24 protein-coding genes are annotated in these 22,178 nt (G+C 47.4%); 18 read left to right on the top strand and 6 right to left on the bottom strand.

Annotated elements, in window-relative coordinates; genetic code table 11:
- The first annotated feature begins 111 nt into the window (after window positions 1-111).
- A complete protein-coding gene (locus tag A3842_RS28330; protein WP_074084993.1) occupies window positions 112-1,737 on the top strand; it encodes an ABC-F family ATP-binding cassette domain-containing protein in 1,626 nt (541 codons plus the stop codon).
- A gap of 108 nt (window positions 1,738-1,845) precedes the next feature.
- On the opposite strand, the gene A3842_RS28335 is transcribed toward A3842_RS28330, so the two are convergent.
- The gene (locus A3842_RS28335) at window positions 1,846-2,031 is read right to left on the bottom strand and encodes a hypothetical protein (protein ID WP_074084992.1); all 186 of its coding nucleotides are present in this window, start codon (window positions 2,029-2,031) and stop codon (window positions 1,846-1,848) included.
- A gap of 138 nt (window positions 2,032-2,169) precedes the next feature.
- Between A3842_RS28335 and A3842_RS28340 the strand changes: the two genes are divergently transcribed.
- Together A3842_RS28340 and A3842_RS28345 are read left to right on the top strand one after the other, a co-directional pair.
- On the top strand, window positions 2,170-3,039 hold the full coding sequence (locus tag A3842_RS28340; protein ID WP_074084991.1) for a cation diffusion facilitator family transporter: 870 nt from the start codon (window positions 2,170-2,172) through the stop codon (window positions 3,037-3,039).
- Window positions 3,040-3,251: 212 nt separating this feature from the next.
- Entirely contained in the window at window positions 3,252-4,340 is a 1,089-nt protein-coding gene (locus A3842_RS28345) for a C40 family peptidase (protein WP_074103523.1), read from the top strand.
- Between the two features lie 314 nt (window positions 4,341-4,654).
- Here the strand turns inward: A3842_RS28345 and A3842_RS28350 are convergent, their stop codons facing one another.
- Together A3842_RS28350 and A3842_RS28355 are read right to left on the bottom strand one after the other, a co-directional pair.
- Window positions 4,655-5,029, bottom strand: a complete 375-nt coding sequence (locus A3842_RS28350) for a hypothetical protein (protein WP_074084989.1) — start codon at window positions 5,027-5,029, stop codon at window positions 4,655-4,657.
- Window positions 5,030-5,344: 315 nt separating this feature from the next.
- The gene (locus A3842_RS28355) at window positions 5,345-5,512 is read right to left on the bottom strand and encodes a DUF1328 domain-containing protein (RefSeq protein WP_074084988.1); all 168 of its coding nucleotides are present in this window, start codon (window positions 5,510-5,512) and stop codon (window positions 5,345-5,347) included.
- A 185-nt stretch (window positions 5,513-5,697) separates the two neighbouring features.
- Between A3842_RS28355 and A3842_RS28360 the strand changes: the two genes are divergently transcribed.
- The 10 genes from A3842_RS28360 to A3842_RS28405 all read left to right on the top strand — a co-directional run bounded on the left by A3842_RS28360 (window position 5,698) and on the right by A3842_RS28405 (window position 16,619).
- Window positions 5,698-6,204 carry a DUF948 domain-containing protein gene (locus A3842_RS28360; protein WP_074085079.1) on the top strand — a complete coding sequence of 169 codons (507 nt, stop codon included), beginning with the start codon at window positions 5,698-5,700 and terminating at the stop codon, window positions 6,202-6,204.
- A 70-nt stretch (window positions 6,205-6,274) separates the two neighbouring features.
- Entirely contained in the window at window positions 6,275-6,808 is a 534-nt protein-coding gene (locus A3842_RS28365; protein ID WP_074103524.1) for a hypothetical protein, read from the top strand.
- A gap of 88 nt (window positions 6,809-6,896) precedes the next feature.
- The gene (locus tag A3842_RS28370) at window positions 6,897-7,244 is read left to right on the top strand and encodes a YflT domain-containing protein (RefSeq protein WP_074103525.1); all 348 of its coding nucleotides are present in this window, start codon (window positions 6,897-6,899) and stop codon (window positions 7,242-7,244) included.
- Window positions 7,245-7,460: 216 nt separating this feature from the next.
- Window positions 7,461-8,633, top strand: a complete 1,173-nt coding sequence (locus A3842_RS28375) for a SpoIIE family protein phosphatase (protein ID WP_074084985.1) — start codon at window positions 7,461-7,463, stop codon at window positions 8,631-8,633.
- Window positions 8,630-12,304 carry a response regulator gene (locus A3842_RS28380; protein WP_074103526.1) on the top strand — a complete coding sequence of 1,225 codons (3,675 nt, stop codon included), beginning with the start codon at window positions 8,630-8,632 and terminating at the stop codon, window positions 12,302-12,304. Before A3842_RS28375 ends, A3842_RS28380 begins: the two co-directional genes overlap by 4 nt.
- A gap of 83 nt (window positions 12,305-12,387) precedes the next feature.
- Window positions 12,388-13,257: a CheR family methyltransferase gene (locus A3842_RS28385; RefSeq protein ID WP_074103527.1), complete on the top strand. Its 870-nt coding sequence runs from the start codon at window positions 12,388-12,390 to the stop codon at window positions 13,255-13,257.
- Window positions 13,258-13,274: 17 nt separating this feature from the next.
- Window positions 13,275-14,945 carry a response regulator gene (locus tag A3842_RS28390; RefSeq protein ID WP_074103528.1) on the top strand — a complete coding sequence of 557 codons (1,671 nt, stop codon included), beginning with the start codon at window positions 13,275-13,277 and terminating at the stop codon, window positions 14,943-14,945.
- 97 nt (window positions 14,946-15,042) lie between these two features.
- Window positions 15,043-15,381: an STAS domain-containing protein gene (locus A3842_RS28395; RefSeq protein WP_074084981.1), complete on the top strand. Its 339-nt coding sequence runs from the start codon at window positions 15,043-15,045 to the stop codon at window positions 15,379-15,381.
- 18 nt (window positions 15,382-15,399) lie between these two features.
- Entirely contained in the window at window positions 15,400-15,852 is a 453-nt protein-coding gene (rsbW, locus tag A3842_RS28400; RefSeq protein ID WP_074084980.1) for an anti-sigma B factor RsbW, read from the top strand.
- A complete protein-coding gene (locus A3842_RS28405) occupies window positions 15,849-16,619 on the top strand; it encodes a sigma-70 family RNA polymerase sigma factor (RefSeq protein WP_074084979.1) in 771 nt (256 codons plus the stop codon). The genes rsbW and A3842_RS28405 overlap by 4 nt, the downstream gene beginning before the upstream one ends.
- A gap of 88 nt (window positions 16,620-16,707) precedes the next feature.
- Here A3842_RS28405 and A3842_RS28410 read toward each other — a convergent pair whose 3' ends face one another.
- Both A3842_RS28410 and A3842_RS28415 read right to left on the bottom strand, forming a co-directional pair.
- Entirely contained in the window at window positions 16,708-17,040 is a 333-nt protein-coding gene (locus A3842_RS28410) for a DUF5665 domain-containing protein (RefSeq protein WP_074103529.1), read from the bottom strand.
- Window positions 17,041-17,164: 124 nt separating this feature from the next.
- Window positions 17,165-17,668, bottom strand: coding sequence for a YtxH domain-containing protein (locus tag A3842_RS28415; RefSeq protein WP_074084977.1), 504 nt, complete (start codon window positions 17,666-17,668; stop codon window positions 17,165-17,167).
- Between the two features lie 482 nt (window positions 17,669-18,150).
- Here A3842_RS28415 and tnpA point away from each other — a divergent pair, with 482 nt between their 5' ends.
- The 3 genes from tnpA (at window position 18,151) to A3842_RS28430 (ending at window position 20,115) form a co-directional block, all read left to right on the top strand.
- The gene (tnpA, locus tag A3842_RS28420) at window positions 18,151-18,549 is read left to right on the top strand and encodes an IS200/IS605 family transposase (protein WP_074103530.1); all 399 of its coding nucleotides are present in this window, start codon (window positions 18,151-18,153) and stop codon (window positions 18,547-18,549) included.
- A gap of 139 nt (window positions 18,550-18,688) precedes the next feature.
- Window positions 18,689-19,744: an RNA-guided endonuclease InsQ/TnpB family protein gene (locus tag A3842_RS28425; RefSeq protein ID WP_074103531.1), complete on the top strand. Its 1,056-nt coding sequence runs from the start codon at window positions 18,689-18,691 to the stop codon at window positions 19,742-19,744.
- Window positions 19,745-19,926: 182 nt separating this feature from the next.
- Window positions 19,927-20,115, top strand: a complete 189-nt coding sequence (locus tag A3842_RS28430; protein WP_256701909.1) for a cupin domain-containing protein — start codon at window positions 19,927-19,929, stop codon at window positions 20,113-20,115.
- A 159-nt stretch (window positions 20,116-20,274) separates the two neighbouring features.
- On the opposite strand, the gene A3842_RS28435 is transcribed toward A3842_RS28430, so the two are convergent.
- Window positions 20,275-20,499, bottom strand: a complete 225-nt coding sequence (locus A3842_RS28435) for a DUF1128 family protein (protein ID WP_074084975.1) — start codon at window positions 20,497-20,499, stop codon at window positions 20,275-20,277.
- A gap of 184 nt (window positions 20,500-20,683) precedes the next feature.
- Between A3842_RS28435 and yyaC the strand changes: the two genes are divergently transcribed.
- Both yyaC and A3842_RS28445 read left to right on the top strand, forming a co-directional pair.
- The gene (gene yyaC, locus A3842_RS28440) at window positions 20,684-21,190 is read left to right on the top strand and encodes a spore protease YyaC (protein WP_083606855.1); all 507 of its coding nucleotides are present in this window, start codon (window positions 20,684-20,686) and stop codon (window positions 21,188-21,190) included.
- 103 nt (window positions 21,191-21,293) lie between these two features.
- Window positions 21,294-22,079 (top strand): alpha/beta fold hydrolase, encoded by a 786-nt coding sequence (locus tag A3842_RS28445; RefSeq protein ID WP_074103533.1) that lies wholly within the window; start codon window positions 21,294-21,296, stop codon window positions 22,077-22,079.
- The last annotated feature ends 99 nt before the right edge of the window (window positions 22,080-22,178 follow it).

Genomic DNA, 22,178 nt, shown 5'->3' on the forward strand with positions numbered 1-22,178 from the left:
GTATCCGTTTATTGGGCAAAACTATACTTTATAGGCGGATCTTCGGGCTTTTTTCCTTGTTTTTATGCTATAATGAGCCGGAACCCTAAGTGAAAAGGATGGTAATGCTTAATGATCAGTACAAGCGGCGTAACACTCCGCTACGGAAAACGCGCACTATTTGAGGATGTCAACATAAAATTCACACCCGGCAACTGCTACGGCCTGATCGGAGCGAACGGCGCGGGTAAATCCACTTTTTTGAAAATTCTGTCCGGAGAGATTGAAGCCAACATCGGCGATGTGCATATCACACCCGGCGAACGTCTGGCCATACTGAAACAGAACCATTTTGAGTATGACGAGTATCTGGTACTGGAAACGGTAATTATGGGCCATACCCGCCTGTATGACATTATGAAGGAAAAAGATGCGCTCTATGCCAAAAGCGACTTCACCGAAGCTGACGGACTACGCGCCGGTGAGCTGGAAGGCGAATTTGCTGAACTGAACGGCTGGGACGCAGAACCTGATGCTGCTGCTATGCTGATCGGGCTTGGTATTATGCGTGAAATGCATGATAAGAAAATGGCCGAACTCAGCGGCAACGAGAAGGTCCGGGTACTCTTGGCGCAAGCCCTGTTCGGACGTCCGAATAACCTGCTGCTCGATGAGCCTACCAACCATTTGGATCTGGAATCCATCGGCTGGCTGGAGAACTTCCTCATGGATTATGAAGGTACTGTTATCGTCGTATCCCATGACCGACATTTCCTGAACAAGGTATGTACGCATATTGCCGATATCGATTTTGGCAAAATCCAGATGTATGTAGGCAACTACGACTTCTGGTATGAATCCAGTCAGCTGGCCCAGGCGCTGCAGCGTGACTCGAACAAGAAGAAGGAAGACAAGATGAAGGAGCTGCAGGCGTTCATCCAGCGCTTCTCCGCCAACGCTTCCAAGTCCAAACAGGCGACCTCCCGTAAGAAACAGCTGGAGAAGATTACGCTGGACGATATCCGCCCGTCGAACCGCAAATATCCGTTCCTCAACTTCAAACCTGAGCGTGAAGCCGGCAAGCAACTGCTTACCATCAGCGGGCTGAGCAAATCGGTGGAAGGCGAGAAGATGCTGGATGAGATCAGCTTTGTGGTCAACAAAGGCGACAAAATTGCTTTTGTCGGTCCTTACTCTCAGCCAAAATCACTGCTGTTCGATGTGATTATGGGCGAGAAAGAGGCGGATGCCGGCGAATATACTTGGGGCGTGACAACAACACAGGCATATTTTCCGAAAGACAACTCCAGCTATTTTGATGGAGTGAACATGAATTTGGTAGAATGGCTGCGTCAATACTCCAAGGATCAGGACGAAACCTTCCTGCGCGGATTCCTTGGACGGATGCTGTTCGCTGGTGAGGAAGCGCTGAAGAAAGCAAGTGTGCTGTCCGGGGGCGAGAAGGTTCGCTGCATGCTGGCCAAGATGATGCTGAACGGTGCCAACGTGCTCGTGTTTGATGAGCCCACCAACCACTTGGATCTTGAATCGATTACTGCACTCAATAACGGACTGATTGATTTTGATGGCACGATTCTGTTCACTTCCCATGACCATCAGTTTATTCAGACCATCGCCAACCGTATTATTGAAATTACACCAGCAGGGGTTATCGACCGCTCCATGACCTATGATGAGTATCTGGAGAATCCGGAAATCAAGGAAATGCGTGCCCGGATGTATCCTGTAGAAGTGTAAGAATGATATAGAAGCCTTGAACAAGCAATGTTCATAAGACAAACGGCTGCGTCGTCCCGAAAGGGATAACGCAGCCGTTTATGTTCCAAATATAAACAAGTACCTTACTTAGGAACCGCCAGTACGGCGGCGCTGATTGTTGGGCTTTTTGTTATTCTGGCTTTTCAGCGGTTTGGCAGAACCGGCTTGAAAGGTGGAACCAGGCTTGCCGGAAGCGTGCTGTTTCTTCTGCTCCAGTTTTTGACGGATGGCATCCGCCAGATTGATTTTTGGTTTTTCATGGTTCTCGCTCATTATGTTAACCCCCTTAGGTAGCAAGTCCTTTCCTTTATTCTAATTGTTTTTAAATGCTGCCACAAGGGCAAGAATAATTCAAAGAATGATCTGCCAGGGCACGGGAACAGTATAGAGAGTAATAGGGGGGGATGAAGGTTGGTTGATATTTATGATGATATACGTAAAGGTGAACGGGGCGCTCTAATTAGTGTTATCGCCTATCTTATTCTATCGGCCTTCAAATTGATCAGCGGCTATGTGTTCGGTTCGAGTGCGCTGCTTGCGGATGGGTTCAACAACCTCACCGATATTGTTGCTTCGCTTGCGGTGCTGATCGGTCTGCGTATTTCACGGAAACCGCCTGATTCCGATCATACGTACGGACATTTCCGTGCGGAGACGGTAGCGGCGCTCCTGGCTTCCTTTATCATGGCGATGGTTGGCATCCAGGTGATTGTGGAGGCCGTCCGCTCCCTGTTTGAGGGAGCCAAGGCCACGCCGCAGCTATGGTCAGCCGGGGTGGCAGTCGTCTGTGCAGCAGCCATGATGGGTGTATACATATATAACAAACGGCTCGCCAGACAGATTAATAACAACGCACTGATGGCTGCAGCGAAGGATAATTTCTCGGATGCTATGGTGAGCATTGGTGCCGCGGTAGGAATTGCCGGGGCACAATTCGGTCTGCCCTGGATTGATTCCGCCGCAGCCGTCGCTGTCGGTTTGCTGATACTGAAGACGGCATGGGATATTTTCCGTGATTCAACGTACCGCCTGACGGACGGATTCGACCAGGATCAGCTGATGGATCTACGAAGCACGATTGCCCGCACACCCGGAGTCGAAGGTATCAAGGACTTAAAGGCCCGTGTTCACGGGAATCATGTGCTGGTGGATGTGGTTGTGGAAGTCGATGCCCAGATTACAGTGAAGCAAGGCCACGCCATCAGTGACTCTATTGAGGAGCGGATGAGCAAGCTGCATAACATCATGAATGTGCAGGTTCATGTCGAACCGAAGCCTTGAGATTCCTTAATTTCTTCTAATTAGCTGTAATTTCCACCAAATCCAAGGAGAATTCGAGACTATAGACCCGGTAGTTACCATAAGTTGGCAAGCTTTTTTGTGAAATTTGGAGCATGTTCCATTTCCCGGTCAAGCCTATAATGAGGGCAGAAAGCAACAAACGAAGCGCGCGCCGTTGTTGAATTTCTCATTATGCTAAGCGGGGGAACGCTATGATCGTATCATATAAAGGGCTGGCATCATTTTTGCTGGTCTCGGCATCACTTGCGGTATCACTGGGGATGTTCAATCCTCAGCAGGCGCAAGCCGCTTCTGTTTCTGCCCAATCATCCGTTTCGGCATCCGCAGCGCAAACAGGTGTTATTGTATCATCTGTCCGTCTGCGTACAGCTCCATCAACAACTGGAAAAGTGCTGGGATATTTAAATAAGGGCGACCAGGTTGTTATCCTGGAAGAAACGAACAGCTATTGGTACAAAGTCAGAACCGTAGACGGTAACGTTGGATATACAAGCAGGGGAGAGCAGTATATCCAAGTGGCCGCAGCTCCGGCAGTACAAACAGCAGTGATTCAAGCTACAGTCCGTCTTCGGGATACCCCTTCAACGAGCGGGCAGATTACGGGATATCTATATAAAGATGATCAGGTTGCCATTTTGGAAGCACCGAATAGCTACTGGTACAAGGTAAGAACGGCTAATGGTAATGTTGGATATACAAGCTCGTCGGATCAATACATTTTAGTGGATGGAGGTACGGCATTGCCGGTTCCTGCTCCGACACCAGTGCCGACACCAGTGCCAACACCAGTACCGACGCCAGCACCAACACCTGCACCGGTGCCTACGGCTCCGCCACAGGCGGCAGTCATTGAGAGTGTAATTGCTGCAGGGATGGGCTACCTTGGAACCCCTTATGAGTTCGGCTCCAGCCGCAGCGATACCAGCACCTTTGATTGCTCCGATTTTATCCGGCAGATTTTTATGGATGCAGCCAATCTGAAGCTTCCTGCCGATTCCCGGCAGCAGGGTGACTGGATTAAGCAGAACAGTACGGTAGTCACCGATATTTCCGGACTGAAGCGTGGAGATTTGATGTTCTTCACGGATTACCAAGGCAGCTCGGTTTCCGCATATGCCGGAATTGACAAGTTGACGGCCAGAATTACGCATGTAGCTATGTATTTGGGGGATGGTCAGCTGCTTCAGACCTATTCAGTGGCTTCAGGCGGAGTACGGGTTGATAAATTAAGCGCTTCTTGGGTGAATCGTTTCCTTTACGGGGGCTCGGTCATCCGCTAAAATATAGAATAGTAGAGATGCGAAGCGACAGCAGGACAAGTTTGTGACGGGTGAACTAGGGCGGGTGTTTTGTGAGGCTATCCCTTTAGTAGATTGATTCTACTAAAGGGATAGCCTCTGTTTTTATGTTCATTGATATTCCCCGTTGCAGGCCCCTGACATAAATAAGCCGTGCAGGATCATTTAGATCTGCACGGCTTATCGTATGTAGGCCCGTAAAGAGTACGAAAAGGCTGGGATTTACGGGCGCTCGGCCGGGCATAGAATATGCTTCATAGCATGTTCTTCCTGCCGGAGGTACAATTATGGAATCATTACATCGCTGGAGTGATTACATAAGCAGACGCAGGCACCTTGATCCAGGCTGTACCCAGCCATGTGTAAATTTCTCTCCATTCATTGCCCCAACTGTCGGTCTTGACAGCCCCAGTGGTATCAATGGTCTGTGCACTCAACCAGCCCGCTGGAGTCATGCTGTCCATGGAAAGGTGGAAAGGTGTTGCTTTGGTCAGGATAATCATAGGCGTAGCTGGCTTAATATCTGCTTGTGTGATTACAGTCTCGAATTTCCCACCGTAGGTGTTGCCTGTTACGGTTGTGGTGGTACCCGATACTTCATCGGCTGAAGCCGTTGCGGCAAAAGAAGCTACAAGACCCATGGCTACTGCGATACTGGCGAATTTTTTCATCTGTGATTCCTCCTGGGATTGGTTTGTTTGTAGCAGGTTTTTCCTTATTCGTGCTAATAAGCTTGTAAACAGAAAGAAGGCCCTATGAACCAAACGTCTTATTTTTTTATTTTCGCAGTAACGGTCTTTGGTGCAAGGCCTACATGTTCTGCAGCGTGAATAGGATAGAAGAGAATTCCGAAACGGGTATGAGGTTCAGTGGGGAAAAGGCCGCAGAATGCCGCTTCACACACAATGAACCCGGATACTCCATCAGGAGTCCGGGCTCAGGTTGTGCCTGTATATGGAGAAGATCTTAAAGGCGGCTAATGCTATTTACATCGATCTTCCCCTGCGTCCCATAAACAGTGAAACAATGAAGAGAATCAGGAAGATGTAGAACAGTATTTTTGCGATGCCTACAGCGGCAGCTACAACATTGAAGAATCCGAAAATACCGGCGATTAAAGCAATAACAAGCAGAATTACCGACCATTTTAACATGATGTGTCATCCTTTCGGTGTGTAGGGTGTAGTCGAATGTAGTCATTGTTTAAACGGGGAGTTTTGTTTTGAAACAAACAAGGAGGGGGGATTTGACTTTTGTTTCGGGCTATTCACGTAAGGGTAACTATGCAGTAATAAGGCAGAGCAAGCAGACATTCAACGATTTGGAAGGGGTTTTGGAAATGATTATTGATCTAAGCGTCGCACTCGTGGCGATTGCATTTGCCGTACTCGTCTACTTTTTAATTAAAACCTTGAAATCAGCGAAGGAATCCCTCGATAAGGTCAGCCAGACTCTGCAGGAAGTGCAGAAAACGATTGACGAACTTACTTATGAAGTGAAAACCACAGTCAGACACGCGAACGATATTACCGCAGATGTTCAGAGCAAAATTCAAAAGATTGATCCGATTGTCGATTCCGTGAAAAACCTAGGTGACGTCATGAATGAACTGACGCTGACCATGAAGCAGGTATCAGTAACCGTCATTGAGAAGTACCGCAAGTCGCGTGAACTGAAGGAAAAGGCTAAAGCTGTATCGGTAGAAAGTACTCCGCTTAGTCCGGCAGAAGAACGCACCGTGAAGTCATACGATAGTGCAAATGCCAAGAAGTCACCTGGAAAAATAGCCATGGCGTTAAAAGGTGTAGACACAGCCGCTACCATTTGGCAGAAATTCCGTCATTAATTCATAAGACTGAGAACACGCAGCCGGGACGGCCATACCAAGCAGCAGAACATGAAAGGCGGGATGCTCCATGAACGTTATCCTTCTTTTGCTAAGTCTCCTGTCTCCCTATTTATCTGTATCTCCGCAGAAGGAGTCTGTTCCTGCCGCTTGGTTGTTCCCGCAGTCGCCGGTAGTGCTCGCTACTGAGCACAGTGTAAATGCCAGCCCCTATGTCACTGCCTTTGATTCCCTTGCCGGGGTGCCCTTGTATATGCCGGAAGAGGAGCTGCTGCAGGTTAAAGGTACGCCGCTCTCTGTTACCCCGGATCCTTGGCAGGGGTGCGAGGAGTACCATTATTCGGATATGTCCGCCGGAATTTGTGATGGGGCTGTTCTATACGTGCATGTCACTCCGGCTGAAGCGGGGGAATACGGACTGTACTTGAATGGACAGCGGATTGAACCGCAGAAGAATAATCTGCCTGAACTCCTGGGCTCTCCGGATTTTGTAGCTGAAGACGGGGATGTATATATGAGAGGAAGCACCGCACTTAAGATATACCGCAATTCACAGACAGGTGAATGGAACGGTATTGATTTGTTTGACGGGAATTCTTCTTGAGGCGTTTCAAACGCGTGGAAAGATGGTTAATGAAAGTCAGTCATCTTTTTAGCGTTGCCCTCTTATATAATACAAGGAGCGTGATTTCATGGATTCAATCCGTACGCAGGCTTATGCCAAGTTGCTTGAGAATGGTATTCAGGCGATAGAAGAAGTGAATCGGCTGCGCGACAGTGGTTACACTAGGGATGACATTTATGTGATCAGCCATAATGCGGATCGCGAAGGGCGAATTGTGGATGCGGCAGATACGAATGAGGTAGGTTTACACGAAGAGGGGCTGTTCGGCTCCATTGCCAACATGTTTCGTTCACGGGGTGATGCACTCCGCAACAAGATTACTTCATTAGGTTTCAGTGCAGCAGAAGCTGGCTTTTACGAGAAAGAGCTTGATACGGGCAAGGTTCTTGTTATCGCCAAAAAAAACCTGCATTAATTCGATGGCATTCACATGGAGAGACCTATAGTCCAATAGCGTAACCTCCAGTCCCACTGCAAGTGGTGGGGCTGGAGGTTACTTTGTTGAATACAAGTACATGGATTTATTCCAATATCTTGCTTTATGGAAACTGGACTTTTAGATATCGTATGATAGAGTTGAATATTTCTGAATTTTACGGTTGAAATACTATTCGTGTGGGGTGAAGAAAAATTGAGAATTTTAATCGTAGACGATAATCCGACTAACGTAATCATAATCCGTGAAATTCTAAAGAAGGAAGATTACCGGAACTTTATAACTGCAGCTTCAGCCAAAGAGATGCTACAGCTGCTGGGGATCGGCACAGGGACTGAAGATAAGCGGCCGAGACAGTCGGATATTGACCTGATTCTGCTGGACATGATGATGCCGGAAATGGATGGAATTGAGGCCTGCCGGGTAGTCCAGCAATATGAGCATCTGAGAGATATCCCGATTATTATGGTTACTGCGGTTGGTGACTCCAAGAAATTGGCCGAAGCGCTTGATGCGGGTGCTGTAGATTATGTGACCAAGCCCATTAACAAGGTTGAACTGATGGCACGTATCCGGCTGGCCCTCCGCCTAAAGCGCGAAAAGGATTGGCATGTGGAGCGGGACCAGCGGATACAGGATGAGCTGAAGCTGGCTGCTTTGGTACAAAATGCAGTCCTGAGTCTGCCGCTCAAGGAAGAGGCTTTTGAAGTTCATGCCCTGTACCAGCCCTCAGCAGAGCTTGCAGGTGACTTGTATGCCTGGTATCCGCTTGGAGACGGCCGGTATGCTGTTATACTGCTGGATATGATGGGACATGGTATTTCCTCGTCCCTATTCTGCATGTTCCTTGCTTCTGTACTCAAGGATACCGTAACGACGTATGTGCAGCCGGAGAAAGTTATTCAAGAGTTGAACCGGCGGTTTAACCAGTTATATATTGAGAAACAGCTGGTGCAGTATTATTTTACGGCGATTTATCTGGTTATAGATACCCGGATGAAGCGTATTGATTACGTGAACGCGGGGCACCCGCCGGGGCTCTTCTTCGAAGGCGGCTCCCTAAGTCCTGTTTTGCTGGAGAGCAACTGTCATCCGGTTGGCCTATTTGACAGCATTGATATTGAGCCGCAAACGCTGACCTTTGAGGATGAAGGCCACTTGGTGCTCTATACCGACGGGCTGCTCGAAATGTCAGAGGGCGGACAAGAAGAACAGCTGGATTTTATGGTTGGTTATTTGAACGGAGGGCATGAGTGGCACGAGCAGCTGATGCGCGCCTCCTTCTTCCATGACGTTCCTGACCAGGAACGTGATGATGACAAATGCCTGGTATGGATTTCGCTGAAGAAAGGAACAGATCCGGAATGAAAATAAAGGCTAAACTGCTGATCGGCTTCAGCGCAATGCTGGCCATTATGCTTTTGTTAACCTTCATTGGATACGACCGGCTTAATAATATGAGCAGCCAGCTGGACAGCTTTCAGGACAGGTACAGCAAGGGCCGCTCATCCTCCGGACTCCGGGGTGAAGTGAACGATATGGCGCGTATACTGACGACCTCCATGCTCAATGCGGACAAGCTCTCGGTTGGTTCCCAAAAAAGCGAGCTTGATGCTAAAGTCAAAAAAGCCGGAGGGTACCTCCAGAATATCGAAGATTCGATGGAAACAACAGAAGAAATGCAGCTGCTGAAACGGATTGAATCAGCCTATTCGGGTTATATAAATTATCAGAACAAAGTGCTTGATATGCTTTCCGCCGGCTATTTTCAGAATGCCAACGCCTACCGGAATGCAGAAGGGCAGAACATTCAGGAAGAGGTGCTGAACAGCCTGAATGCCCTGTCGGATTACAACGCATTCAGAATGACGGAGGAGAATACCAACGCTAAGAAGGCTTATGAGAGCTCCATCCAGATGGTGACCTTAATTATGGTTATAGGTCTGCTGCTGGGGCTTGGGGTTATTCTATGGGTGATTCCAAGCATCACACGAGGGCTTAATGTCGTTTCCATGATGATTAAGAGCTTCGGCAACGGCAAAATGAGGGCTATCCGCCGAATCAGGGTTACCTCCAAAGATGAGATTGGGGATGTCGCCCGGGTATTTCAGAACATGGCCAAAGATCTTGAACAGAAGCAGGAGATGGAGAAGGCCTATGCACAGGCGCAGAGCGATCAGGCTTGGCTCAACGCAAATATTGCCCGTGTAACAGATCTTCTGCGTGGCGTCAATTCGCTGGAACAGGTGACCCAGACCTTCATTGGTGAGTTCACCCCGGTGCTTGGTGCACAATATGGGGCAATTTACCTGAAGGATCAGAACAATCCTAATCTGCTTGTCAGTAGCGCATCTTATGCGGGAGAGGGCAGCGCCAAACTCAAAGCAAGCTTTGAAATGGGTCAAGGGCTTGTGGGGCAAAGCGCGCTGGATAAAACTCCAATTAAGCTTATAGAGGCACCGGAAGACTATATTTCTGTTACATCCGGTTTTGGGGGTTCGCATCCGGATCATATTCTGATCTATCCGGTCCTCTTCGAAGATGAATTGATGGGGGTTCTTGAATTTGCCTCCTTTACTCCATTTAGTGTCCTGCAGAATGAATTGCTGCATCAGCTTGCAATCAGCATGGGTGTGATTCTAAATAATATCAGCCGCCAGCTTGTAGTGGAGGAGCTGCTCCGGGAATCCCAGGCGCTTACTGAAGAATTGCAATGTCAGTCGGAGGAGCTGCAGACACAGCAGGAAGAGCTTCGCCGCTCCAATGAAAATCTGGAGGAGCAGACGGATGCGCTTCGACGCTCTCAAGAATTACTGCAGCGGCAGCAGGGAGAATTGGAGCATTACAATACCGAGTTGATCGCTAAGACCCGTGCATTGGAGGACCAGGTGCAGGAGGTGGAGGAGAAGAAGGATGAAATCGAGCATGCCCGCAGCCAGTTGGAGAAGCAGGCGATGCAGCTTGCCGTGACCAGCAAATATAAATCCGAGTTTCTGGCCAATATGTCACATGAGCTGCGCACTCCACTCAACAGTCTGCTGATTCTATCCCAGCTGCTTACAGAGAATAAGGATGGGAATCTGACGGAGAAGCAGGTGGAATTTGCGCATACGATTTATATGTCTGGCGCGGATCTGCTTAAAATGATTGATGAGATTCTTGATCTCTCCAAAGTGGACGCCGGTAAAATGGAGCTAAATTATGAGGAAATACCTCTAACCGAGCTGAAAACCTTCGTGAAGCAGAATTTTGCACCGCAGGCTGTGAAAAAAGGATTGTCTTTGCGCCTTTTGTTCGATGAGCCGTTGCCGGATTCCCTCTTCACAGACGGTCACCGGTTGAAGCAAATTCTGCGGAATCTGCTGTCCAACGCCTTCAAGTTCACGAGTGAGGGTTTTGTGGAATTTGCGGTAAGCGCCGCAAATAAGGAGCATCTGCCCGCCTTCCTTCCGCATGAGTTCGAATATATTGCGATTTCTGTGAAGGATAGCGGGATTGGGATTCCTGCAGACAAGACAGACATTGTCTTTGAAGCGTTCCAGCAGGTGGATGGAACAACCAGCCGCAAATATGGCGGTACCGGACTGGGACTATCGATTAGCCGGGAACTTGCACGTCTTATGGGTGGAGCCATTGGACTGGAATCGCGTGAAGGTCAAGGCAGTATTTTCACCTTGTACTTGCCGGTTAAAGGTCATTACAGCCTCCTTCCTGGAGTGCTCGAGGCTGCAGCCTCCCGGGAGCGTGAGGTTTCGGTGATATCTCAATATAACAGTGAGTACCGGATAGAACGTACAGAAGACACTCCAGCTGCGCCTATGGAGCCTATTATCATGGAGGATGACCGTGATCATTTGTCTTCCAAGGATAAGATCCTGCTGATTATTGAAGATGATGAGAAGTTCGCCAAGATTCTGCTTGATATGGCCCGGAGCCGCGGTTTCAAGGGTCTGGTAGCCCTTCAGGGAGATATTGGCCTGACTATGGCCCAAACGTATCTGCCGGATGCCATTATCCTGGATATCCAGCTTCCAGTTCTGGATGGCTGGGCGATTCTGCGGGAGCTCAAGGGCTCTTCACAGACCCGCCATATTCCTGTTCATGTGATTTCTGTGAATGATGAAGTGAAGCAGGGATTGATGATGGGGGCGATGGCTTACTTAAGAAAGCCATCCTCAAGAGAAGCGCTGGACCGTGCATTTTCACAAATTGAGAACTATACAGCCAGTACCCTGAAGCATTTGCTGATTGTAGAGGATGACGCTACTCAGCGCCGCTCCATCATGGAGCTTATCGGGCATGATGATGTAGCCATCACCGCAGTTTCCACTGGGCATGAAGCGCTGAGCGAGCTTCGTAAGCAAAGATATGACTGTATGGTTCTCGATCTGATGCTGGACGATATGACCGGTTTCGAGCTGCTGGACCAGATTCGTGATGATGAAGATCTAAATGATCTGCCGATTATTATCTATACCGGCAAGGACCTGGACAGCAAGGAAGAAACTAAGCTGCGCAAGTATGCTGAATCTATTATTATTAAGGATGTGCGTTCACCGGAAAGACTGTTGGATGAAACCACGTTGTTCCTGCATCGGGTGGAAGCCAATCTTCCTGAAGACAAGCGTAAAATCCTGCAAAAGCTGCACAATAAAGAAGAACTGTTCGACGGTAAAAAAATATTGCTGGTTGATGATGATATCCGCAATGTATTCGCCCTTTCCAGTGTGCTGGAAGGGTATCATATGGAAGTTAAGTTCGCAGAGAACGGCCGTGAGGCGCTGGACATGCTGGTGGAGCAGGAGGATTTTGATCTGGTGCTGATGGATATGATGATGCCGGAAATGGACGGATATGAGGCCATGCGCCGGATCAGACAGATGCCGCAATATCAGAAACTGCCCATTATCGCGCTTACGGCTAAGGCAATGAAAGAGGACCGGGCCAAGTGTATAGAAGCCGGCGCCTCTGATTATATGAAGAAACCTATCAGTACTGAGCAGCTTCTTTCTCTAATGCGTGTGTGGTTGTATTCGTAAGCCCGCTTTTGGGGTAATAGGATTACAGTACTAAATTACAACCCATCCAGAGATACGTTAGGTGCAAGGGAGCCTTGATAATAATGACAGCTATGGAACGCGGGTATGAAGAGCAATCTGCCCAGACCGGGATCAAACAGGAGCTTGAGCAGATTGAAATTGAACTGCTTCTCAGCGGTGTACACCGCCTTTACGGATATGATTTCAGGAATTATGCGCTGCCTTCCCTGAGGCGGCGGATCTGGCATCATGTGCATACGGAGAATGTACCCAGCATTTCCGCCCTGCAGGAGAAAGTGCTGCATAACCGGGACTGTTTTGAACGGTTTGTATACAGCTTGTCCATTCCGGTAACGGAGATGTTTCGGGACCCCGGCCTCTTCCTGACCTTCCGTCAGAAGGTCATCCCGCTCCTTCGGACCTATCCCTATATCCGGATCTGGCATGCCGGGTGCTCCACCGGAGAAGAAGTGTATTCCATGGCCATCCTCCTGCATGAGGAAGGGCTGTACGACAAGGCGCGCATTTATGCCACGGACATGAACGCACGCTCCCTGCAGCAGGCCAAAGAAGGGGTATACGAGATCAGTAAGATGAAGCAGTATACTAAGAATTACATGGAAGCGGGAGGAACCCGCGCATTCTCCGAATATTATACAGCGAAATATAATTCTGTGATTCTGCAGCCTTATTTGCGCAAAAATATTATTTTTGCAGAGCATAATCTGGCTACAGATACCTCTTTTAATGAGTTCAATGTAATATTTTGCCGGAATGTCATGATCTATTTCAACGACGAGCTCAGGGATCATGTGCATGGCTTGTTCCATGAAAGCTTAAGCCGTTTCGGAGTTCTGGTACTGGGCTCCAAAGAGTCTATACATTTTACCAGGTTCAGTGACAGTTATGAGCCCCTGGACAGAGTGGAAAAAATATACCGTAAGAACAAATAGCGGGTGAGGAGGGGCCAATGGGGGTTCAAGAACCGATTCATATACTGCTTGTCGATGACCGTCCTGAGAATCTGCTGGCGCTGGAAGCAGTGCTTGAAAGCCAGCATTATAAGCTTGTCAAAGCGAATTCCGGTGAAGAAGCACTGCGGTGTTTATTAAGACATGAATTTGCAGTGATTGTACTGGACGTACAGATGCCGGGTATGGATGGAATTGAAACTGCCAAATTGATCAAAGCCAGAGAGAAGACAAAGGATATTCCAATTATTTTCATCTCAGCCAACAGCAAAGAGGCGGAGCATCTGTTTGCGGGATATTCGGCTGGTGCGATTGATTATATGGTCAAGCCCTTCATCCCCCAAATTCTGAAGTCCAAAATCGAAGGCTTCGTCGATATGCACCTTACGACCAAAAAGCATCAGATGCAGACCATGCTGCTGCAGCAAAAGACGCAAGAGCTGGAGAGAATTAACGGAGAACTGACCAAAGCCAAGGAAGAGGCGGAGATTGCCGCCAAAGCCAAGACGGAATTCCTGGCTATGATGAGCCATGAGATTCGCACGCCGATGAACGGTGTGGTGGGCATGATTGACCTGCTCATGGAGACGGAGCTTGCTCCAGACCAGAAAGAGTATACGGAGATCATCCGCAAAAGTGCCGATACGCTCATTACCGTTATTAACGATATTCTTGATTTCACCAAGATGGAATCAGGTAAAATGGAAATGGAAGAACAGTTATTTGAGCTACAGACCACTATCCAGGAGGTATTTAGCTTATTTTCTGCGGAAGCTGGCAAAAAAAATCTTGAACTGGCCTATTTTATTGACCAAAAGCTGCCTAGGCTGATTTACGGGGATATGGCCCGTTTGCGTCAGGTATTAATCAATTTAGTCGCGAATGCCGTTAAATTTACCAATCAAGGCGGTGTTTACCTTGTAGCCTCCAGGGTGTCTTCGGAAGATCATAAGATGACCGTAGAATTCACCATTAAGGATACAGGCATTGGGATTTCTCCGGAAAAATGTGACCGGCTGTTCCAGCCGTTTTCTCAGCTGGATTCTTCTATGACGCGCAAATACGGCGGCACAGGTCTGGGACTGGCCATCTGCAAATCCCTGGTTGGAATGATGGGCGGTGAAATCCGTGTGGAATCCATGGAGGAAAAAGGGGCGACCTTTGTTTTTACAATTAAGACCACAGTGCCGGATGATGAACTTGGAAGAACCTTTCAGGAGGAGGAGCATCCTGCTGTAGAAACCGGTCAACATTGGCAGAAAAAGATCCTTGTAGTGGATGATCATCCGATCAATCAGCGCCTGATGGTAAGTATGCTGGACAAGCTGGGCTATGACTCCACAGTTGCCAAGGATGGTCATCAGGCAGTGGAGCTGTCTCTCCGCGAGGATTATGATTTCATATTTATGGACCTGCAGATGCCTGTTATGGATGGATTGACGGCCACCTCCAGAATCAGGCAGGGCTCTGGACATAATGCTACCCATGCTGTCATTATTGCGATGACCGCGAATGTAATGGAGGGGGTCCAGAACCGCTGTTCTGCTGCTGGAATGGATGGGTATATCAGCAAGCCGCTGAAAATGAGCAGCTTGAAACAAATTATTTTACGTTATGCCTCCAGTGACAATCCGGCTGAGATACGGAACACCTCACTTTTCAAGGCATAATCCATTAAGTACCAATGTATGAATGTGGCGTTTTTTGTTTCAACCGTATAGCTTTAGGGTTATTGGTAAAGAAAACATTTATCAGGAGAGATTGTCTATGAATACAAATAAAAGCGAAAAGTTCCACGCAAGAACCGAAACAGAAGGCAATGTATGCACGGTTTACTTAGTTGGCGAGCTCGATTTGTCGGTAGCTCCCGACTTTCGTCTGGTGATGGAACCACTGGTAGGGGATACTGGGCTTGACCTTGTGATTAATCTGAAGGAATTGAGATATATCGACAGCACAGGCATTGGTATTCTGCTCTCGATTCTCAAAGCAAGACATGGAATGGACGTTAAGTTTTCAGTTGAGGAAGTTCCGCCGCAAATACAGAAGCTATTTGATATGACAGGAATCTCCAAGTTTTTTGCCCCCCAAGAGAATTCCCACTAGGAAAGGATCGAACTAAGGATGAGTGATGACGTGCAAAAAGTAGTTCTTCAGTTACCCGCAAGTGCAGAATATGTCGATATCGTCAGACTGAATTTATATGGCATTGCCTCCAAAATGGGCTTTACTTATGAAGACATTGAGGATATGAAAGTGGCTGTATCCGAAGCATGCAACAATTCGGTTCTTTACGCTTACGGGCAGGAAGACGGGATGGTTGATGTAATCTTTGAAGTTGGAACACGAGCCTTGTCCATCACCGTCAAAGATGAGGGGGAGAGCTTTGACGGATTGGAAGAGTCCGAGGAACGTATGACGCTGCATGATAAAGAGCTGAATGATGTTCAGGTAGGCGGGCTGGGCTTTTATTTAATGCAAGCGCTCATGGATGACGTTAGCGTAGTGAGCGAAGCAGGGAGAGGGACAGTCGTCACCCTGACCAAGCGGCTTAATTTCAGCGAGGAGAAAGTATGAACGAAAAAGTGACTCCCCCCGAGTCCATGAACGAAGCGGTAAGTCTGATCTGGGAATACCAGCAGACCAAAGATAATGAAATTGCAACAGTTTTGATCCGTAAATATGAACCCATGGTGAAGATGGCTGCCGGTAAAATTGCCCGCAACCGTCCAGATCTGTACGAAGACTTATATCAGGTAGGACAAATGGCGCTGATTAGGCTGCTGCAGCAATACGACATCAGTCTGGGAATTCCTTTTGAACCGTATGCCATGAAAAGCATGATCGGGCACATGAAAAATTACCTGCGCGATAAATCCTGGTACATACAGGTTCCTAGAAGGATCAAAGAAAAGGGTGCCCTTGTCCAGCAGGCGATTGATGAGCTAACCATCAGATTGGAACGTTCTCCTGCCGTAGAGGAAATTGCTCATTATCTTGATCTTACCGTAGAAGAAACTGTGGAAGTACTAGCCGGTCGGGAATGCTACCATTACGTATCCCTGGATTCGCCTCTATCCCAAGAGGAGACAGGGGCTACACTTGGTGAGATTATCAGCTCTGAAGCCAATGATTATGAGACCGTAGAGAAACGCATGGATTTGCAGCAGGCCCTCGGGCAGCTTAAGGAACAGGAACAGCAGGTGTTGCTGCTGGCTTTCCAGGACGGGCAATCCCAACGTGCCATCGCCCAGAAGCTTGGAGTGTCGCAAATGAGCGTATCACGGATTCAAAAGCGGGCTACAGAAAAGCTGAAGCAGATTATGGCGAATTCATCCTATTAATATAAATTTGGGTTATAACAAAATGGACATGCCTGATTCCCGTGCGGGGAGGGCATGTCCATTTTATATATATCATTATTTAAATGGATCAGCTGTTGGCATCAATGTACTTCTTGATCTCTCCGAGGTATTCTCCGATTACCGGCACATTCAGGAACAGACTGAGAATATAGCCCAGTAAGCCCAGAATCACAAAGGTGCCAAGGGAGAGTCCCAGACCACGGGATATGCCTGCCATGAGATTGGTGATAATCCGTTTTTTAGGGTCTGTATAGTTTTCAAGGATATCCTTAAATTCCAATTTTTCCAGCGAATCGGCAATTTTGTCAAGCCTGGCGTTTAGCCGTTTCACTTCATGCCTAAGCTCGAAGGGATGCTCCTCTACATCGTAGGTTTTCGTGTTGTTCCCCGCATCTCCCATAAGGTTACCTGCTTTCTATAGCCCGTAACCGGACTTTGATAAATTAACAAATATTACATAACAACAGCCAGCTGCAAGTGAGCTGGCTGTTTCCGGATCTAGATCAAGCCGCGGATCACCGCTTTTAGTAAGAAGATTTATAAGAAGCCTTAACTTCTTCCTTGGCTTCCTGTGCCGTATCCGATATATCCTTGGAAGAAGCGGAGGCTTCCTCGGCAACGTCCTTTGAAGCGTCTTTGACATCAGAAATGATATCGGCGGATGCGCTTCCTACCGTTTCGCCGATTTTTTTACCTGTTTCGGATAACGTAGCGGCAATTTGTTGTTTACTATCACTGACTGTAGTGAAAATATCAGAAGCTTTGGCGGATACCGTGCTGGCAAGGTCAGTAGTCTTTTCTAGGGCGGTAGCAGCAATCGTTTTGGTTTTATCCGTTACGACACCTGCAACCTCTTTGGTTTTGTCCGTAGCGGTCGAGAATTTCTCAGACAAGTCACTGCGCATTTCACGGCCTGGCTTAGGAGCGAACAGCAATGCAGCGGCAGCTCCAATCAAACCTCCGATGAAAATACCTTTGAAAAATGTGTTTCCGCTCTCTACCGGATATTCTGTCTCTGCTTTATTCATAACCAATCACTCCTCATTCGATTATTGTATTCCAGTTCCTGGCGGCAGGGAGTAGAGCATATAGTGTAGATGGTTTCCCTCGCCGCCGGTAACCGGATTTCAGGGTGGCCTGAACGTTCTTACTTCGTATATAAACTTGGGCGTATGGGCTGAAACAGCAAAGAAGGACGGCAAAGATTCCCGGAGCATGCTTCAGCATTTGTGATGTTAAGAGACCTATTGTGATAAAAACGGGGGATTTTGCGACTTTACAAACTGCCGAAACTTTAAAGTCAAACAAACCATCCTGGCTTCCTTGATTGACAAAGAAAGGAAGAGGGTAAGGAATACATAATTACAGAATTTTTTGAGCGAGAAAGCCCACTCCTTTAGGTGTGGGATGATAGCGAGATTGGAACAGGCGTGTCCTAAGACACGTTAATGTTCCAACATTTTTTGGTTATCATGTTTCAGTTTTGAACATAAACTGATACAATTAATGTATGGATAATTATAGAAGAACCAACACAACCGTATCGCTAATCCATTATCACTTTGTTTTTTGTCCACGGTATCGAAAGAAAATCTTTCTTGAATTTGATGTTGAAAGTAGATTTAAGGAGTTGATTAAAGAGGTTTGTGATGATTTGAAAATAGAGATTATCGCAATCGAAACAGATAAAGATCACGCACATCTATTTTTGAATGCTTTGCCGACATGTAGTCCTGCTGATATTATGGCAAAAATTAAAGGAGTCACATCTAAACGACTAAGAGAGGAGTTTAAACATTTAGCTCATTTGTCTTCACTTTGGACACGTTCATACTTTGTAAGTACCGCAGGAAATGTGTCTAGCGAAACTATTAAAAGATATGTTGAACAACAAAAAACAAGGGGGTGATCGAAACAATTGCGATAAGTCTCAAATATATATACGACAAATATTTTGGCTAGGGGGTTGGTCATTAATCAGAGAATCAACATTTGACGAGTATAAATCAATCAAAAGAGCGAAACAAATGAAGGAGAGGTGAAAACTTATACAGTCGGTCACTATAAAGATAAGATTCTTTCCAAGTCACTCCATCGAATTGAAGTTATTAAGTAGAGAATATATTCGAACGATTAATTCATTAACAGAACAAGCAGAAAAAGAAGGTTCATTCCCCAAACTCACCACGAAAGATGTAGAAGCTAAACTCCCTTCTGCTGTACTAAATCAAGCGATTCGTGATGCTAAAAGCGTATTTAAGAAAACGAAGAAGGAAATGAAGCGTCCAATATTAAGGAAACCAACCTACTATATCAACAACCAAAACTATTCCATTGGCCATTCCTCTATTGCTTTTCCTATCATCGTGGACAACAAAGTGAAAAAGACGGTTTTTCCTGCTCATTTAACAGAAAGAGATAAACAATTTCTTCAACATGCAAGATGTGGTCTTATGAGAATCGTTGAGAAATCAGGAAAATGGTTTGCTCAAGTTTCACTTGAAATTCCTACAGAGACAACAGCAGGCGAAGGGGTAATAGGCATTGATTTAGGATTGAAAGTCCCTGCTGTTGCTGTGACTAGCGAAGGAAAGACGAGATTTTTTGGGAATGGTAGAGAAAACAAATATATGAAACGCAAGTTCCGTAGTGAACGAAAAGATTTAGGAAAGAAGAAAAAGCTACGTGCAATTCGTAAACTGGATCATAAAGAACAAAGATGGATGAAAGATAAGGACCACAAAGTAAGTAGACAAATTGTGAATTTTGCCATAGAGAAACAAGTGTCTGTCATTCACTTAGAGAAGCTGACAAACATCAGAAAAACGACAAGAACAAGTCGTAAAAACGAAAAAAATGTGCACACATGGTCATTCTATCGCTTGGCACAATTCATTGAATACAAAGCAAATATGGCAGGGATCAAAGTGGAATATGTGAATCCTGCGTATACATCGCAAAAATGTCCATTTTGCTCTACGCTAAATAAAGCGATAGATAGAAAATATTCGTGTCCATGTGGGTTTCATACTCATCGAGATAGAGTCGGTGCAATGAATATTATTCACGCACCTGTGATTGGTGGTCATAGTCAATCAGCCTAAGATGCTAAAACGCACTGTCTTAGGAGGGCTGATGGCACAGCCCAATCTTGGGGTCAGACTTCGATCGCAGAAATGCCCTTCGACTTAATCACCCAAGAATCCCACTGCTTTAGCTGTGGGAGTGTCAAAGCGCCCTTGTATTTGAGGATAAGGTTCATACATCATTGGAGGTGCACACAATTATGATCAAAGTCATTACATCAGCAGAGTGCCATACTTCGAATAAAGAATGGATACACAGTGAATTCTGCTTTTCTTTTGCCGATTACGATGATCCAAGCAATGCGCACTTTGGGGCACTGCTGGCCCATAACGACAATGAGCTTAGACCGGGGCAAGGCATGCATGAGCATCCGCATCATGCGATCTGAATTTAAAAGGAACGGGCAGTGACATGAGCGCGGAGTTCCTGCTGATTGACCTTCCTTAGATTCAACTTTCAGCAAGTCAAAGAGAGTCCCATGCCTTAGGTGTCCATCTGCTGATGGCCGTAAGGCATGGGACTCTTGTTCGTACTTGTATCACATTTTTTATTTCGCCCGCAGGCGTCCGAGTTCGGAAACCAGCGCTTCGACTTGGGAAATGCTTAGTCTGTCACTGCCCATAGCCACTTCGTAAATATCAAGAATGTCCTCATAATTCTTTACTGAGAAGGCTGAAGCCTGCATGGCTGCAGCACTTGCCATTTTCAGCTTGCTTTTAATGCCCTCAATCATATATTCAACATTTTCCTGGGTAGGCTGGGATAGATCCATTGGGGTTAACAGTCCTCTCTGCATATTAATTCAAATATTCTATCATGTTTGGGGGTGCAAACACCATTTTTTTGTCCATTCCATGGATATCATGTTAAATTAATAGAAATATATTCGGAATGAATCGTAGAAAGGGGCGGGGAGATTGGCAATCAGGGAGCAGGAGAGCAGAAAACGCAAAAAAATGGATGCTTCCGGGCTGACTTCCTTCTTCCGGGAGATCGCGTTCCGGCATCCGCTGGAGCAGATCACATTTTTGTGCATAGGAACGGACAGGTCCACTGGGGATGCGCTTGGACCGCTGACCGGAAGCCGGCTTTTGGAGCATGGATTTCCGCATGTAAGCGGCACGCTGCCGTCACCTTGTGACGCGGATAATCTGGAGGCACGGATAGCAGAGATTCCTACAGGGCAGATTATTATTGCTATTGACGCATGTCTCGGTCCTCCGGCATCGCTTGGCTATTTCCTGACGGCTGCTGAGCCGCTGCGTCCGGCACAATCGGTGGGACTGATGCTTCCGGCTGTGGGACATTACAGCTTGGCTGCCATTGTAGACGTGAACGGACCACGTCCTTACCGGACACTGCAGAGTACTCCGCTGAACAGAGTGATGGGAATGGCCGGGCAAATTGCCCTGGCTGCAGCGGCCGGATTCGGAATGGATGACCGGAAAGCGTTTCAAGAGTGAAGAAATGGCTTAATAATTAAGACAAGCAAACCGTCTCAAGCCTCGGATCGTTTAGCTGTCCGCGAGCCGCGTTTGGCTATTACATAGAAAGAGGGAAGCTGACATGGAAAACATTCGTTGTGAGGGAAGCAATATTTGTTACAGTGATCAGGGCAAAGGTGACGTTATTGTGCTGCTGCACGGTTTCTGTGGAAGCTCCGCTTATTGGGAGCAGGTAATCCCGTCTCTTAGCAGTAATTATCGGGTGATCGCTCCGGACCTGCGGGGCCATGGGGCCTCGGACGCCCCGCTCGGGGCGTATACTGTGGATCAGATGGCTGATGATGTACTGTCACTGCTTAATGCGCTTGAGATCCCGGAGTGTTACCTGCTGGGGCATTCACTTGGCGGATATATCACTCTATCCTTTGCACAGCGTCACGCATCCCGTCTAAAAGGGTTCGGGCTGATACACTCTAGTGGCTACCCGGACAGTGAAGAAGCCAAAGAGAACCGTCTGAAAAGTGTAAGCACGATTCAGAATGAAGGAATCTTTGCGTTTGTGGATGGTCTGGTACCAGGTCTCTTTGCACCAGGGGCCGCTCCGCAACTGCTTGAACGCACGAAGGAGATCGGTTACAGAACGCCTCCGCAAGGGGCGGTGGGTGCAGCGATGGCGATGCGTGAGCGTCCTGACCGCCGCGACGTCATCTCAGCTACAATGCTGCCAGTGCTGCTGGTAGCCGGTGCAGAGGACAGTAAGGTACCCCCTGAACGGACGTTTACCTCGGACAAACCGAATGTAACCCAGGCGACCATTCCAGGAGTAGGACATATGAGCATGTATGAAGCTCCCGGACGCTTGTCGGAAATCATTAAGGATTACGTGCATGCGGCTGTGCGCACATAACTAGAGATTGGAACAAACCGCAAGACCTTTTGCTAAGCATACAGAAAACCTACAGAGGCAGCACCCGCCAGACTACGCGGGTGCTGCCTCTGTTATTGG

Origin of the sequence: Paenibacillus sp. P3E (genome assembly GCF_001909045.1) — a bacterium.
Taxonomy (GTDB): Bacteria; Bacillota; Bacilli; order Paenibacillales; family Paenibacillaceae; genus Paenibacillus_AQ; species Paenibacillus_AQ helianthi.